This is a genomic window from Bradyrhizobium sp. SZCCT0153 (genome assembly GCF_018129995.1).
GTDB lineage: Bacteria > Pseudomonadota > Alphaproteobacteria > Rhizobiales > Xanthobacteraceae > Bradyrhizobium > Bradyrhizobium japonicum_G.
The window spans coordinates 852655-866744 of the sequence record NZ_JAFCKS010000003.1 but is presented as its reverse complement, the minus strand read 5'-3'; the positions used below and the strand labels follow the sequence as shown (position 1 = coordinate 866744).

14 protein-coding genes are annotated in these 14090 nt (G+C 65.4%); 2 read left to right on the top strand and 12 right to left on the bottom strand.

Features of this window, described 5'->3' with window-relative positions:
• Positions 1–61 precede the first annotated feature (61 nt).
• Positions 62–1252: an ABC transporter substrate-binding protein gene (locus tag JQ572_RS17740; RefSeq protein ID WP_211384068.1), complete on the top strand. Its 1191-nt coding sequence runs from the start codon at positions 62–64 to the stop codon at positions 1250–1252.
• A gap of 82 nt (positions 1253–1334) precedes the next feature.
• Here JQ572_RS17740 and JQ572_RS17735 read toward each other — a convergent pair whose 3' ends face one another.
• The 4 genes from JQ572_RS17735 to JQ572_RS17720 are packed head-to-tail and all read right to left on the bottom strand — an operon-like array spanning position 1335 to position 5933.
• Positions 1335–1721: an MAPEG family protein gene (locus JQ572_RS17735; RefSeq protein WP_211384069.1), complete on the bottom strand. Its 387-nt coding sequence runs from the start codon at positions 1719–1721 to the stop codon at positions 1335–1337.
• Between the two features lie 27 nt (positions 1722–1748).
• On the bottom strand, positions 1749–2831 hold the full coding sequence (locus tag JQ572_RS17730) for a lipocalin-like domain-containing protein (RefSeq protein WP_211384070.1): 1083 nt from the start codon (positions 2829–2831) through the stop codon (positions 1749–1751).
• A complete protein-coding gene (locus tag JQ572_RS17725; protein ID WP_211384071.1) occupies positions 2821–5283 on the bottom strand; it encodes an ABC transporter permease in 2463 nt (820 codons plus the stop codon). The genes JQ572_RS17730 and JQ572_RS17725 overlap by 11 nt, the downstream gene beginning before the upstream one ends.
• Positions 5280–5933, bottom strand: coding sequence for an ABC transporter ATP-binding protein (locus tag JQ572_RS17720; RefSeq protein WP_211384072.1), 654 nt, complete (start codon positions 5931–5933; stop codon positions 5280–5282). The genes JQ572_RS17725 and JQ572_RS17720 overlap by 4 nt, the downstream gene beginning before the upstream one ends.
• 143 nt (positions 5934–6076) lie before the next feature.
• Between JQ572_RS17720 and JQ572_RS17715 the strand changes: the two genes are divergently transcribed.
• Positions 6077–7402 (top strand): MFS transporter, encoded by a 1326-nt coding sequence (locus JQ572_RS17715; RefSeq protein WP_211384073.1) that lies wholly within the window; start codon positions 6077–6079, stop codon positions 7400–7402.
• A 109-nt stretch (positions 7403–7511) separates the two neighbouring features.
• Here the strand turns inward: JQ572_RS17715 and JQ572_RS17710 are convergent, their stop codons facing one another.
• The 8 genes from JQ572_RS17710 to soxZ form a co-directional block, all read right to left on the bottom strand.
• Positions 7512–8720, bottom strand: coding sequence for an MFS transporter (locus JQ572_RS17710; protein WP_211384074.1), 1209 nt, complete (start codon positions 8718–8720; stop codon positions 7512–7514).
• A 156-nt stretch (positions 8721–8876) separates the two neighbouring features.
• The gene (locus tag JQ572_RS17705) at positions 8877–9077 is read right to left on the bottom strand and encodes a hypothetical protein (RefSeq protein WP_211384225.1); all 201 of its coding nucleotides are present in this window, start codon (positions 9075–9077) and stop codon (positions 8877–8879) included.
• 61 nt (positions 9078–9138) lie between these two features.
• Entirely contained in the window at positions 9139–10179 is a 1041-nt protein-coding gene (locus tag JQ572_RS17700; RefSeq protein ID WP_211384075.1) for an MBL fold metallo-hydrolase, read from the bottom strand.
• Between the two features lie 153 nt (positions 10180–10332).
• On the bottom strand, positions 10333–10791 hold the full coding sequence (locus tag JQ572_RS17695) for a DsrE family protein (RefSeq protein ID WP_211384076.1): 459 nt from the start codon (positions 10789–10791) through the stop codon (positions 10333–10335).
• 2 nt (positions 10792–10793) lie between these two features.
• Positions 10794–12539: a thiosulfohydrolase SoxB gene (gene soxB / locus JQ572_RS17690; RefSeq protein ID WP_211384077.1), complete on the bottom strand. Its 1746-nt coding sequence runs from the start codon at positions 12537–12539 to the stop codon at positions 10794–10796.
• A 55-nt stretch (positions 12540–12594) separates the two neighbouring features.
• Positions 12595–12912: a hypothetical protein gene (locus JQ572_RS17685; RefSeq protein ID WP_211384078.1), complete on the bottom strand. Its 318-nt coding sequence runs from the start codon at positions 12910–12912 to the stop codon at positions 12595–12597.
• Positions 12909–13772, bottom strand: coding sequence for a sulfur oxidation c-type cytochrome SoxA (gene soxA, locus JQ572_RS17680; RefSeq protein WP_211384079.1), 864 nt, complete (start codon positions 13770–13772; stop codon positions 12909–12911). The genes JQ572_RS17685 and soxA overlap by 4 nt, the downstream gene beginning before the upstream one ends.
• A complete protein-coding gene (soxZ, locus tag JQ572_RS17675) occupies positions 13772–14083 on the bottom strand; it encodes a thiosulfate oxidation carrier complex protein SoxZ (RefSeq protein WP_211384080.1) in 312 nt (103 codons plus the stop codon). The genes soxA and soxZ overlap by 1 nt, the downstream gene beginning before the upstream one ends.
• Positions 14084–14090 lie beyond the last annotated feature (7 nt).

Below are 14090 nucleotides of genomic sequence, written 5' to 3'. Positions count from 1 at the left end.
CCCGGGGTTCTTCATTAGTATCCGCGCGATTTCAAAACAGAAAACTGCTGGGAGCCAACGAATGAAATCAGCACTTTTGGCCGCTGTCGCAACCTCTGCCCTGTTGCTGGCGGCGCCAGCCTCCGCGCAGGGCGTCAAGATCGGCATCCTCAACGACCAGTCCGGCGTCTATGCCGACTACGGCGGCAAGTACTCGGTCGAAGCCGCCAAGATGGCGATCGAGGATTTTGGCGGCGAAGTGCTCGGCCAGAAGGTCGAGATGATCACCGCCGATCACCAGAACAAGCCTGACCTCGCCACCTCCATTGCACGCCGCTGGTACGACGCCGACAATGTCGACATGATCACGGAACTCACGACATCGTCGGTGGCGCTGGCCGTGCAGGACCTGTCGAAGGAAAAGAAGAAGATCGACATCGTGGTCGGCGCGGCGACCTCGAGCATCACCGGCAGCGCCTGCTCGCCCTATGGCTTCCACTGGGCGTTCGATACCCATGCACTCGCGGTCGGTACCGGCGGTGCGCTGACCAAGGCCGGCGGCGATACCTGGTTCTTCCTCACCGCGGACTACGCCTTCGGCTACGCGCTGGAGAAGGACACCAGCGAGATCGTCACCCACAATGGCGGCAAGGTGCTCGGCTCGGTCCGCGTTCCGCTCAACTCGTCGGACTTCTCCTCCTTCCTGCTGCAGGCGCAGAGCTCGAAGGCGAAGATCGTCGGCCTCGCCAATGCGGGCCAGGACACCACCAACTCGATCAAGCAGGCGGCCGAGTTCGGCATCGTCTCCGGCGGCCAGAAGCTCGCCGGTCTGTTGATGACGCTTGCGGAGGTGAACGGCCTCGGGTTGCAGGCGGCGCAAGGCCTGGTCCTGACCGAAGGCTTCTATTGGGATCATGACGATGCGTCGCGGGCATTCTCCGAGCGCTTCTTCAAGCGCACCGGGAGAATGCCGAGCATGATCCACGCCGGCACCTATTCGGCGACGCTCAGCTACCTGAAGGCGGTGAAGGCCGCCGGCACCAAGGACACCGAAGCGGTCGCCAAGAAGCTGAAGGAGCTGCCGGTCGACGACGCCTTCGCCAAGGGCAAGGTGCTGCAGAACGGTCGCATGGTCCACGACATGTATCTGTTCGAGGTCAAGAAGCCCTCGGAATCGAAGAAGCCGTGGGACTACTACAAGCAGCTCGCCGTGGTCCCCGGCGACCAGGCCTTCCTTACCGCCAAGGAAAGCGGCTGCCCGCTGACCAAGTGAGGCGGGGACCGCGCTAATAGCTCCGCCGTCGTCCCGGCCTTCGCGCCGGGACGACACTGAGTGTGTTGAGGTTGCTCGAGCCTCACACCAGCCGCAGCACCACTGCCCCCAGAGCGCCTGCCCACAACGCAATCGCGGCGATGCCCTGGATCGCAAAGCCGGGGCCGCGCCTTGCGGCGGCCTTCGAATAGCCGATGAAATAGACGATGCGGCCGATGATCCAGACCGCGCCGATTCCGGCTGCGACGGCGTCGCCGATATGGATCGCAAACAGCCAGAGCGCCGGCAGGAAGATCGGCAACCATTCCAGCGTGTTCATCTGGATGCGGAAAGCGCGCTCGAAATCGGGATGGCCTGTCATCGCCGGCACCCTGACGCCCGTTTTGGTCCGCGACCGCGAGACATTGATGCAGGTAAAGAAATAAAATGCGATCGCCAGCAGCGTGACGAGGGCAGTGAGATGATACATGGCGAATCCCTTTGAAGAGGTCGCGGTTCAATACCCGGTCAGCTCGAGATAGCCAACGCCGTCATGCGTGCCGGCGAAGCTGATCGGTCCTTCCCAATAGGAGAAGCCGGTCCCCATCCAGGCCTTGGGATTGAGCGGCTTGCAGCGGATCGAGAACGACCGCGAGGGAATCGCGATCTGCCATTCCACCGGCAGCTTGCGTCCAGCAACCTCCGCCGTTGCGCTCGGAAACATCTGGATGTCGTTGCCTGCAATCATCTGCGTGCCGCCTGCGGCGGTGATCCAGTTGCCGAACGGATAATTCCGGCCGTCCTTCTGCCGCAGCCGGTACAGCATCAGCTTGTCGCCGGATGACAGGTGCAGCGACAGCCAGTCCCAGCCGGTCTGGTCGGCGTCGAGCGGCTGGCTGCTCCATTCGCGGTCCATCCAGGCCTGGCCGGAGACATCGGCCGGCTTGTCGTCGATGGTGAGCGTGCCCCGCGCGCGGTAGAACGGCTGGCTGTAATAGTACGACGCTTGCCCGCGCTCCGACTTGCGGCTGTAGCCGCCATCGCCCTGCAGCACCACGGGACGATCGGCCTCCAGTGTCAGCGCGTAGCTGAAGTCGGTACCCGCGGCCTTCAGCGTCAGCGGCGCCAGGGTGCGATCGTCGCTGCGCTCGAGACCCTTCATCTCCCAATCGTCGATCCAGGCCGCAAACGGTTTTGCCGTGACGCCGGCCTGTCCGATCCCGCCGCGGGAAAATACCTCGTTGAAGCGGTGGGTGTCCGCGCGCGTCACTGCGGCGTGCGCCATCCAGATCTGCTGATTGGCCCAGCCTTCGCCCTGCGGTCCCGGCTGCGCCGCCTGACGGAACAGCGTCCATTGCAGGCCGCAAGCCGCGCCGCTCGCGTCGACGAGATTTGCCGTGAGATACCACCACTCGATGCGAAAATCAGGATGCGGCCCGTGATCGGCGGGAAAGGCGAACGTCTTTCCCGGCGTGACCTTCGCAAAGCCGTCGGCCGTCTCGCCGAGCCCGGCATAGCCTTGCGCGCCCGCACGGCGTGCAAGCGCGAGCGCAGCGATGCCGCCGAACAAAGCGCGCCGCGAGATTTTGTCAGCGCTCATTGGCAAACACCTTGACGAGGTTCGCCGGTTGCATCCGCGCCAGCCTTATCATCGGCAGCAGTGCCGCAAGCAGCGACGCGACCAGCGCCACCGCGACCAGCCCCACCAGTTGCAGCGGAAACACGTGGAACGGCAGCCGCCAGCCGAACGCCTTCACGTTGACGATCGCGATCAGGCACCACGCCACGAGCAGTCCGAGCGGCACGGCAAGGAGCGATGTGAACAGCGCGACCGACAGCGTCTTGGTCAGCTCGATCGCGGCGAGGCGCGGCCGCGTGATGCCGATCGCCCACAGCGGCGCGAGCTGCGGCAGGCGGGAATTCGCCAGCGTCAGCAGGCTGGTCAGCAGCGCGATGCCCGCGACGCCGAGCGTGAAGGCGTTCAGCGCAGACGTCACCGCAAAGGTGCGGTTGAAGATGCGGATCGATTCCGCCTTCACCGTCGCCTGGTCGGCGACGCTGCGGTCGTCGAGCGCAAACTGCTTCTGCAACGCCGCGATCAGGCCTGGGATGTTCTGCTTCGCGACGATGAGGCCGATCCGCGTCTGCGGCGTCTGCGGAAACTGTCGAATGAGCGCGGCGACGTTGACGGCGAGCTGCCCCTTGGGGTTGCCGTAATCGGCATAGATCCCGGCGATGTCGAGCTCCCAGCTCCCGCCCGGCGCCGGGACGTCGATGACATCGCCGACCCGGACGTTCAGGCGCCGGCTCAGCTGCTCGCTGATGAAGGCGGCGTTGCCCGGCACGAGCAGGGTCCAGGCGCGCGGCGCGGCTTCCAGCAGCGGCCAGCGCTCGCGATAGAGCGGGTGATCGGGTAGGCCGAGCAATTCGACCGGCTGGCCCTGAACCTGCGTCTCGGCGCGCCCGCCCGAGAGGATCGCCTGCACGTCGCTACGCTCCTTCAGCCAGCTCCGGATCGCGACGCCTTGCGCATTGTCGGAGGCGCTGATGTAGACGTCGGCCGCGAGCCGTCCGTTGAGCCAGCCGATGAAGGTGCGGCTGAACGTTTCCACCATGGTGGAGACCCCGACGTTGACGGCGAGCGCGAGCAGCAGCGCCATCAGTGCCAGCGACAATCCGGAAAGCTGCTGGCGGCTGTCCGCCCAGAACCACAGCGCCAGCGGGCCCCGTGCGAAACGCTGGCCCGCGAGCAGGAGGATCTCGAGGAAGGCCGGCAAGATCAGTGCCGCACCGAGCATCAGCGCTGCCAGCACGCCGAAGCCCGCGATCAGCGATTGTCCGTAGTGAAGCAGCAACAGTGCGACCGCGAACACGGCGCAGGCCGCTCCGCTCTGCAGGATCAGCCAGCGGCGCTGTCGCTGCTGCCAGGCATGCGGCTGCGCGGTGGCCAGCACCGGCATCCTGATCGCCTTGATCAGGCTGGTCGCCGCCGCAACAAGCGCGCCGGCAATGCTGATGCCAATGCCGGCGAGCCACCATTCAGGTCGCAAGCTGAGCTGTCCCGGGATCTGCGCGCCGTAGAGCCCGCGCAGCGACGCCGCAACGTCGGGCAAGAGCGCAGCCGCGATGAAATAGCCGCAGGCGAGCCCGATCAGTCCGGCGATCAGTGCCAATGCCACCAGCTCGACCACCAGCGCGGTGTTGACCAGACGCGCCGAGGCACCGCAGGCTCGCAACGTCCGCAGCATCGGGAGCCGTTGTTCGAAAGCGAGGCCGACGGCGGAGTTGACGATGAAGAGGCCGACGAAGAACGACAGCAGGCCGAAGGCCGTGAGATTGAGATGGAAGCTGTCGGTGAGGCGTTCCAGCTCCGTCTCCGCATTGGGCTCGACCCGCTGCAATTGCTCGCCGACGACGCTTGCCAGCGGTGCGAGCTTGCCCCTGGGCTTGCCGATCAGCAGCCGCGAGACCTGGTCCGGCTTGTTCAGCAGCCGCTGCGCCACGCCGATGTCGACCACCAGCACATCGGGCACGAGCTGGGGCAATACGCGCAGCGGCGGCAGTTTTGCGCCGCTGCTGATCGCGGGTGCCGCGCCTTGCTGTTCCTGCAGATCGGCAAGCGTCTCTTGCGCGACCAATGTCTGGCCCGGCGCGGCAACAAAACTGCCCAGATCCGAAGCACCAAGGCGCGGCGCGTTGCCGACATCGGCCGGCAACGTCACCGGCTCGATGCCGAGCAATCGCACTGCGCGTCCGTTGATCTGGACGCGTCCCTCCAGCATCGGCGAGACCGGCCAGCCGGCGCGGCGGAGCTTGACGAAAAGGTCCTGCGAGAAAGTCGCGGTATCAGGTGCGACCAGCATCGCCGTGCGAGTGCCGCCGAACGTTGCCGCCGCGCGATCATAGGCGTTGCGGGCCTGCTGGTTGATCGCCTGCACGCCGCTCCACAGCGCGGTCGCCGCGATCAGCCCGATCAGGAGCGTCGCAAACTGCATCTTGTGGCGCCGCCAATGGCTGAGCAGCACCGCGAGGATCCACAGCGCGCGCTTCATGCGATCCGCCCCGCGTGCAAGGTGACTTGGCGGTCGAGCGTTGCGGCCAGATGCAGGCTGTGCGTCACCATCAGGAAGCCGCAGCCGGTGCGGATGACGAGATCGCGCGTCAGGGCCAGCACGTCCTCGGCGGTCGACTCATCCAGATTGCCGGTCGGCTCGTCCGCGAGCAGCAACGATGGCCTTGTCGCCAGCGCTCGGCCGATCGCGACCCGTTGCTGCTGTCCGCCTGATAATTGTTCCGGATAACGCTTGAGCAGGCTGCCGAGACCGAGCCGCTCGATCAATTCCCTGGACCAGGCCGCATCGTGGCGGCCGGCGATCCGCGCCTGGAAGGCGAGATTATCCGCGACGGAAAGGCTCGGGATCAGATTGAACTGCTGAAAAACCAGGCCGATCCGGTCGCGGCGCAGCTGCGCGCGCCCGGCATCGGAAAGCTTGGTGACCTCGGTGTCGTCCAGCCGGATCGTGCCGCCATCGGCGGCATCGAGCCCCGCGACGAGGTGCAGCAGCGTGCTCTTGCCGCTGCCGGACTCGCCGGTCAGCGCGACGCGTTCGCCGGCCTTGAGATCGAGATCGACACCGCGCAGCACATGGACCGGCTCGCCGGCCGAAGAGAATGTCTTGGAGAGGTTTCGGATACTCAGCACGATGGATGGCGCCGGAAGGAATTAACGGAATTGCTGCGTAGCACACCTGCTGCGGAAATGCCGGGTTGCGTTGGTCTCGAAGCCGTTGTTAGCTCGCAAAACGACCAAATCAAAAAAGTGCCAAAAAGACGACGGGGAGAATCATGAGCGCTCAAGGAACGCCCAAGGTGGCGAGCGAGACGACCGGGACGCCAAAGGGAGCCTGGACCGTCACCTTTCTGCTGTTTCTGTTCATGCTGGTAAACTTCGCCGACAAGATCGTCGTCGGCCTCGCCGGCGTGCCGATCATGTCGGACCTGAAGCTCGAGCCGGAGCAGTTTGGCCTGCTCGGCTCCTCGTTCTTCTTCCTGTTCTCGATCTCCGCGATCGTTGTCGGCTTCATCGTCAACAAGGTGCCGACGCGCTGGGTGCTGCTCGCGCTCGCGGTGGTCTGGGCGCTGGCGCAGTTTCCGATGGTCGGCACCGTCTCCTTCACCACGCTCTTGATCTGCCGCATCGTGCTGGGCGCGGGCGAAGGCCCGGCCTTCTCGGTCGCCGCGCACGCGATCTACAAATGGTTTCCCGACGAGAAGCGGACGCTGCCGACCGCGATCCTGTCGCAGGGCTCGGCCTTCGGCGTCATCCTCGCGGTGCCGGCGCTGAACTGGGTCATCGTCAATCATTCCTGGCACTACGCCTTCGGCGCGCTCGGTGTCGTCGGCCTGATGTGGGTCTGTGCCTGGCTCGCGTTCGGCAAGGAAGGCCCGCTCGAGGATACCCAGGCTCTGGCGGCGGCCGAGACGAAGATTCCCTACATTCAGCTGCTCACCTCCCGCACGTTCCTCGGCTGCGTCGCGGCGACGTTCGGCGCTTACTGGGCGCTGTCGCTCGGGCTGACCTGGTTCACGCCGTTCATCATCAAGGGCCTCGGCTTCTCGCAGAGCCAGGCCGGCTGGATCTCGACCCTGCCATGGCTGTTCGGCGCCACCATCGTGATCCTGACCGGCTGGATCTCGCAGCTGATGATGGCCCGCGGCTCGACCACGCGCATCGCCCGCGGCGTGCTCGGCTCCGTGCCGCTGGTCATCGGCGGCCTGATCCTGGCCACGATGCCGTATGTCCAAGGCGCGGCCCTTCAGCTCACCTTGCTCGTGGTCGGAACGGGCCTGTGCGGCGCCATCTACGTGGTCTGCCCGCCGATGCTCGGCGAGTTCACGCCGACCTCGCAACGCGGCGCGATCCTCGCAATCTACGGCGCGCTCTACACGCTTTCGGGCATCATCGCGCCCGCCGTGATGGGCACCGTGATCCAGCGGGCCGGCAGCATGCTCGACGGCTACATGACCGGCTTCACCATCAACGCCGCGATCATGGTCGGCTCCGGTCTGCTCGGGCTGCTCCTGCTCTGGCCGAACACTGAAAAGGCCCGGCTGACCGGCGCCGCCGCGCCGCAGGCCGGCGCGTTGAAGGGCGCGGTGTCGCCGACGTAGGGTCGGTGTTTCGCCCGCTCCAATCAATAGCTTCGTCCCGGCAAAGGTCGGGACGACATCCAGTGTGTTGATGCGGGACGACGATTGAATTTGTAGCGACCTTCGCCGCTCACGAACCGGTTTTCGCCCGCCGTTCGGTGAACGGCGACAGCACCACCGTTGCGAGCATGAAGATCACGGACGCCCCGAATACCCAGTGCGGCGCGCTCTGGTCCATGATCCAGCCGAACAGCAGCGGGCTGACGATGCCGCCGAGATTGAAGCCGGTGGAGACGATGCCGAAGGCGCGGCCGGCGGCACCGGGCGGCGCGGCATTACGCACCAGCATGTCGCGCGAGGGCGCGATCACGCCGGAGAGGAAGCCCGCGGCCGTCATCGTCGCGGTCAAAGCCCAGCCCGGCAGCGTCACCAAAGCGATCAGCAGCACGATTCCCGCGTTCGCGGCAAAGCAGGCCGCGGCGACGTAGCCGTGACGCTCGGTATGGTCGGCGAGGAAGCCGCCCGCGAGCACGCCCGCTGCACTGGCGCCGAGAAACGCGGTGAGCGCGATATTGGCGGCCGAATAGGACGTGCCATAGCCGCTCATCAGCGCCACCACGCCGAAATTGTTGATGCCGGCGACCGACAGGCTGAGCAGCATGAACAGCGCCGTGAGCGTGATCAGCGCCGGGGTGATCACGGCCTGCTTCGGCGCGTTCGCTGCGCCCGGCTTTGCCTTGTGGGCACCGGCATCGGGAATGTTCATGACGACCAGCAGCAACGCCACCGCAACGCCGGTCGCACCCGCTGCGATCAAAGCCCCGACACCGCCGGACACGACAACCAGCGCGGCGACAATCGCCGGCGCCACCGCGCCGCCGAAGTAGCCGGCAAAGGTGTGGATCGAGAAGGCGCGGCCCATCCGCGCCTCGTCCATGTGCTCGGCGAGGATGGCGTAGTCGGCGGGATGGTAGACGCTGTTGGCGAGCCCGAGCAGCACGGCGCAGGCGATCAGCGAGGCGTAGCTGAGGTGCAGGCCGAGCAGGATCAGCGCGACGCCGCCGAGCGTGAGGCCGCCCAGCAGGATCCTTCGCGCGCCAAAATGATCGACGAGATAGCCGGTCGGCGCCTGCGTCAGCCCCGACACCACCGCGGACACGGTGAGCGCGAAGCCGAGCTCGATATAGCCGACGCCGAGCTGGCCTTTGAGGAACGGAAACAGCATCGGCAGGACCAGCAGATGGAAATGGCTGACCCAATGCGCGATCGAGATTCCGGTCAGCGTGCGCAGTGCACTGTCCGCCTTGCCTTGCTGCGGTGCAGCGAGAACGTCGACCATTGCAGTTCCGTTTTACGTTCCTTGGGGACGCGCAAACTATCGGGCACAGCGGTTATTTGTCCATGAACGCGGGCGCATGGCAGCTAGCGCGGGTCGGGGCGAAGGCGGAGTTTGCAGCGCGAGCAGGTGTTTAGAACGTCCGCCGTCGATCGCTGCTTACAGGGGCTCGTCATCCGGCCCGTAGCGGTCGCGCTTCGGCGTCGCGATGTCGCCGTCCTCGTAATCATCGTCGTCGGTGTCGCGCGGAGGCAGGGGCTTCTTCGCCTTGTCTTCCGCTGGCTTGTCGTCCGCAATTTTGGGCGGCGCGCTCGGCTTGCCGATCTTGGCCATGGCTGGTCCCGGATGGTGATGCGTCATCCGACCCTATCCCGAAAACATGTGGAGAGCCTGACCTATCTCAAGGGTCGCGACAACGACGTCAGCCGTGCACCACCGGCCCGCCGGCCTTCTTCCAGGCGTCGATGCCACCGGCGATATGCGCGGTGTTGGTGAGCCCGGCCTCCTTGGCGGCGGCCACCGCCATCGCCGAGCGTTCGCCGAAGGCGCAGAAGAACACGACGCGGCGGCCCGTCGCGGCCGCAACCTCGCGCAGCATGCCGCCGGGCTTCAGGCTATCCTCGACGGACGGATAGGGCGTGTGCAGTGCGCCCTCGAGCATGCCGTGCTTCATCCGCTCGTTGGTCTCGCGCAGATCGACCAGCAGGATATCGGGTCGCCCGAGGACGCGGATCGCCTCGACCGCGCTCAGCGCGCGGCCCTCCTTCTCCAGCTCCTCCTGATGCAGGCCGACATGCATGTTGGCGGGCACCGCGACGTCCATCATCTTCGGATTGGGCAGCTTCAGATTGGCCATCAGCTCGATATATTCGTCGACCGAGCGCACCTGGAGCCGCGGATTGTAGCGCTTCTCCTCGCCGATGGTGGAGACGGTGTCGCCCTTGTAGTCGTGCGCCGGGAACACCATCGTCTCGTCGGGCAGCTTGAGCAGGCGGTTGAAGATCGACTCGTACTGCGCACGCGACGAGCCGTTCTGAAAGTCGGTGCGGCCGGTGCCGCGGATCAGCAGCGTGTCGCCGGTGAAGACGCGGTCGCCCATCAGATAGGAATAGGAATCGTCGGTGTGGCCGGGCGTGTACATCACGTCGAGCGACAGGCCCTCGATCGTCACCTTGTCGCCGTCGGCGACCCGCATCGCCACAACGTCGGCCTTGGTCTGGTCGCCCATCACGGTCATGCAATGGGTGCGGTCGCGCAACTCGCCGAGGCCAGTGACGTGGTCGGCGTGGAGATGCGTGTCCACCGCCTTGACCAGCTTGAGGTCGAGCTCGCGCAGCAGCTGGCAGTAGCGGTCGACCTTCTCCAGCACGGGATCGAGGATCAGCGCCTCGCCGCCGGGGCGGCTCGCGAGGACGTAGCTGTAGGTGCCCGAAACGCTGTCGAAGAGTTGGCGGAAGATCATGGCAGGGAGTCCGGCAATGGAACTGATTTCCAAGATTCTACTATGCCGAGGGCTATAAAGAGAAGCAATTCACTGTGCAAACAAGAAAATTTAGAAGATTCTTATTGCGGTGACGAGCTCCTGTCCTGCCCTCAAACTCGACGGGGGAGGGCCCTACGGCCGCACCAGCGTATACCCGTTCTCGCTGAGGAACAGGATCTGCCCGACCCCGACCTGCACCGGCGTAGCAGCGGGAATGAACTCAGGCCGCTTGCCCGTCTCCCGCTCCATCGTATCGACCGTGTTGAGGCAGATATCGAAGCGCACGCCCTGCGCGATCAGGCTTTCCACCTGCTTGCGGCGTTCGCTGCCGGACAGCAGCAGAGCGATGCCGGGGCCGAACGCCACCACCTCGATCGCGACCTTGTCGGGATCGTAGGCCTTCAGCAAATTGTTGGCGACGCTGAGCACCAGCGCCTGCTTCTTCGCGTCGCCGTCGGAGAGCTGCAGCACGATCCTGTGCTCGGCGAACGGCTTGTCCTGCAGCGGCACCTGTTGCGCAAAAGCGAGCGGTGTCGCGGCGCAGGTGAGCAGCACAAGCGCCAGCGCGCGAAAGACGAGCGACTGCATCATCACTATTCCGCAATGCCGGGGTTGTCCTCGACGCCTTTCAACGTGACGCCGTACCCAAGCCGTTCCGGCAACGTCCGGCCCGAGCGCAGATATTTGCCGACGACGTCCCACACCGGCGCACCTTGCTGGCCGTTGATCGAGGCCCAGCCGGCGACCTTGTAGCGGTGGTTCGCGCTGAGGGCTTTGCCGTTGCCGAGCTTGAGATCGGAGATGCGGCTGCCGATCGCGGCCGTCGGCGTGCAGGTGTAGCTGAGCCCGCCGGCGCGCACCATGTCGCCGCCCTGCTGGTAGTATGGATCGGCATTGAAGAGATTGTCGCAGATGTCTTCCAGCACGTCCTTGATCTGGCCGCCGGTCATCGCCTGCACATAGGTCTCGGGATAGGTGATCGCGGTTTCCGCGAGCACATCCTCCATGGTCAGCGCCTGGCCGGACAGCGCGGTGACGCCCCAGCGAAAGCCCGGCGACAGCGCGATCTCGGCGTCGAGCTCGGTGCGCAGCGCGGTGCAGATCAATTCGTCGACGGGGCCGGAGAAATTGCCGCGGCGATAGAGCAGGCGGTCGAGCGTTGCGACCTTCTCCGACCAGTCGGTGACGTGCGGGGCGCGCAGTCGCCCGATCAGCTCGGCCATGGCGGGGTCGGGCTTGAGCAGCTCGGAATAGACCGGCAGCAGATGATATCGGACGTCGCCGACCTTGCCTTTTTCGAGCGTGAGATCGAGCACGCCCAAAAACTTCCCGTTGGAGCCGGCATTGGTGACGAGCGTCGTGCCGCCGGCATTCTTCACGGGGATGGGCTGCGGCACGGCGTCATGGGTGTGACCGCCGAGGATGACGTCGATGCCGGTGACCCGGCTCGCGAGCTTGAGGTCGACATCCATGCCGTTATGGGACAGCAGGATCACGGCATCGACCTTGTCGTGGCCGCGCAACGCGTCGACGTGCTTCTGCAATTCCTCCTCGCGGATGCCGAAGGTCCAGTCCGGCGTGAACCGTTTTGGATGTGCGATCGGCACGTAAGGGAAAGCCTGGCCGACGATCGCGACGCGATGGCCGCCGAGATCCTTGATCACAGACGGCTTGAACACGCGCCCCGTGGCCTTGTCGAAGGCGATCGCGTCGTTGAAGGCGGCTTCCTCGGTCAGGAAGACGTTCTGCGCCAGAAACTCGCCCTTGAAGCGCTCGAGATTGTCGCGCAGCACCTGCTCGCCATAGGTGAATTCCCAATGCCCGGTCATCGCCTCGATGCCGAGCAGATTGGCGACCTCGACCATGTCGCGGCCCTGCATGACATTGGCAAGCCCGGTGCCCTGCCAGAGATCGCCGCCGTCGACGAGCAGCGAACGGGCCTCGCCGACATCGCTGCGCAGACGATCGACCAGTGTCTTCAGATGAGCGAAGCCGCCGAGCTTGCCGAAGCGGCCCGCGGACTTCTCGAACTCCAGGCAGGTGAAGGCGTAGGCATCGGCACTGTTGGGCCGGATGCCGAATCGCTCGAGGAAGGCGCGGCCGACCAGGTGCGGCGGCCGGCCCGCCATCTCGCCGATGCCGATATTGACGCTGGGCTCGCGGAAATAGACCGGATTGAGCTGCGCATGGGTGTCGGTGAGGTGCAGGACCCGCGCATTGCCGAACCGTTCGAGGTCGTAGATGCCGGCGGTCTCGGCGCCGCGCGCGAGCTGCGGCAGGCCGAGCGATGCGGCCGCAAGGCCTGCACCCTTCAGGAAATCGCGGCGGCGGATCGCCATCCAGAAATTCTCCGCGCCCCTCAATGGTCGCAAGGCTGTTCCACTGGCGAACAGTCTAGCGGATTTCCATCGCCTTCCAGGCTTCTTTTTCGGACGTGGCCTGGAAGATCGACGCCTTGGCCAGCGCCTCGGCCTCCCTGGCTGCGGCCACGGCACGGTCGAAATCGCCGCCGTCCCCCGCCTTCTTCGCCGCGGCCAGCGCCGAGACGGTCACGGTCCATTGGTGACGCAAGCCGGCAGCCTCCTTCGATGCGGCGTCCGCGGCAGCGTAGGCCGCCTTGTAATCCGCCTCATTTGCCGCGCGCGCCGCCGGCGCGAGGCCCAGGGCGAGCATGGGGGCGAGCAGCATGGCCAGGACAAATGACCACTTCATGGCCGCGCTCCCGGGCCCGATATCGGCAGGCCGTTGGCGACGTAGGAGAGGAAATATTCGACGTCGCGATATTCATCCGCCTGCGGCTCCAGCGGAACCGCGCGAGTCTGGCTGTTGCAGGTGACGAAGCGGCGGCTGGTCGTGCCCATGCCGCTCCATTCGGAGCGGTAGATCGGCATCGCGTTCAGGATGCCGAGCGCCGGCGCCAGGATCTCGGCGCGGATACGTTCGCCCGGGCTCTGCACATGGCAGCTCGCGCAGGAAAAATTCATCTGGCCGCGGCGGGTGTAGAAATAACGCTTGCCGTTCTCGAATGCCGCCAGTGCGCGCGGATCATCGGGAATCTTGATGTCCATCGGCTTGCCGCGCGAGGTGAACGCCATGTAGGCGGTGAGCGAGGCCATCTCGTCCTTGACGTAGGAATAGGGCGCCTCGCCATTGGCTTCGCGGCAGCGGTTGAGCGCGAGCTCCAGCGTGACGACCTTGCCTTCCTTCGTGTCGAAGTAAGGATAGTTCTGGCGGATGCCGATGCCGCCGTTCGGGAAGCAGTCGGCATAGGTCTTGCCGTTCTTGAACGGCGTCGTGAACATGTCCTTGCCGGCGTCGAGCGCGAACTCGTAAGGCGGGAATTCCTCTTTCTCCTGCCACTGCCGCTTCATGTCGGCATTCATCGAATAGGGACCGTTGACGAAATCCTCGTGCTTCACGTTGGGGAATTTCTGGAAGAAGAAGTTCTGGAACGCTTTCGCGTCGGCCACGGGATCGACCTTGTCGGCGGCCACCACGCGCGGAGAGGTGAGGGCGAACGCGACGAGCGCGGCGCCGAGCGAGCCAAGCAGGAGGGCGGACCGGGCCTTCATCACGAGATCTTCGCGGTGGTCGTATCCGACGCACCCTTGTTGTCGGTCCAGGATACCTTGAGGTCGTCGCCCTTCCTGGCGCCCTTGAAGCTGAACTTGACGTAGGGGTCCTTGGAGACCGCGGTGCCCCAATCGGCGATGAAGACGTCCTTGCCGTTACATTCGAACTTCAGCTCCTGGATGAAATGCGCCGGGATCAGTTCGCCCTTGGAATCCTTGACGAAGCCGGAGTCCATGGGATGCTGGATCAGCGCCTGCACCTCGGTGGTGTCGCCGTTGGCGGTGGCGCGGACGCGAATGCTGGATGCCATCTCGGTT

Bases quoted from the DNA above. Each gene is read 5' to 3' on its own strand.
- JQ572_RS17740 (WP_211384068.1), top strand. From the start codon at position 62: ATGAAATCAGCACTTTTGGCCGCTGTCGCAACCTCTGCCCTGTTGCTG.
- JQ572_RS17735 (WP_211384069.1), bottom strand. From the start codon at position 1,721: ATGTATCATCTCACTGCCCTCGTCACGCTGCTGGCGATCGCATTTTAT.
- JQ572_RS17730 (WP_211384070.1), bottom strand. From the start codon at position 2,831: ATGAGCGCTGACAAAATCTCGCGGCGCGCTTTGTTCGGCGGCATCGCT.
- JQ572_RS17725 (WP_211384071.1), bottom strand. From the start codon at position 5,283: ATGAAGCGCGCGCTGTGGATCCTCGCGGTGCTGCTCAGCCATTGGCGG.
- JQ572_RS17715 (WP_211384073.1), top strand. From the start codon at position 6,077: ATGAGCGCTCAAGGAACGCCCAAGGTGGCGAGCGAGACGACCGGGACG.
- JQ572_RS17710 (WP_211384074.1), bottom strand. From the start codon at position 8,720: ATGGTCGACGTTCTCGCTGCACCGCAGCAAGGCAAGGCGGACAGTGCA.
- JQ572_RS17705 (WP_211384225.1), bottom strand. From the start codon at position 9,077: ATGACGCATCACCATCCGGGACCAGCCATGGCCAAGATCGGCAAGCCG.
- JQ572_RS17700 (WP_211384075.1), bottom strand. From the start codon at position 10,179: ATGATCTTCCGCCAACTCTTCGACAGCGTTTCGGGCACCTACAGCTAC.
- JQ572_RS17695 (WP_211384076.1), bottom strand. From the start codon at position 10,791: ATGATGCAGTCGCTCGTCTTTCGCGCGCTGGCGCTTGTGCTGCTCACC.
- soxB (WP_211384077.1), bottom strand. From the start codon at position 12,539: ATGGCGATCCGCCGCCGCGATTTCCTGAAGGGTGCAGGCCTTGCGGCC.
- JQ572_RS17685 (WP_211384078.1), bottom strand. From the start codon at position 12,912: ATGAAGTGGTCATTTGTCCTGGCCATGCTGCTCGCCCCCATGCTCGCC.
- soxA (WP_211384079.1), bottom strand. From the start codon at position 13,772: ATGAAGGCCCGGTCCGCCCTCCTGCTTGGCTCGCTCGGCGCCGCGCTC.
- soxZ (WP_211384080.1), bottom strand. From the start codon at position 14,083: ATGGCATCCAGCATTCGCGTCCGCGCCACCGCCAACGGCGACACCACC.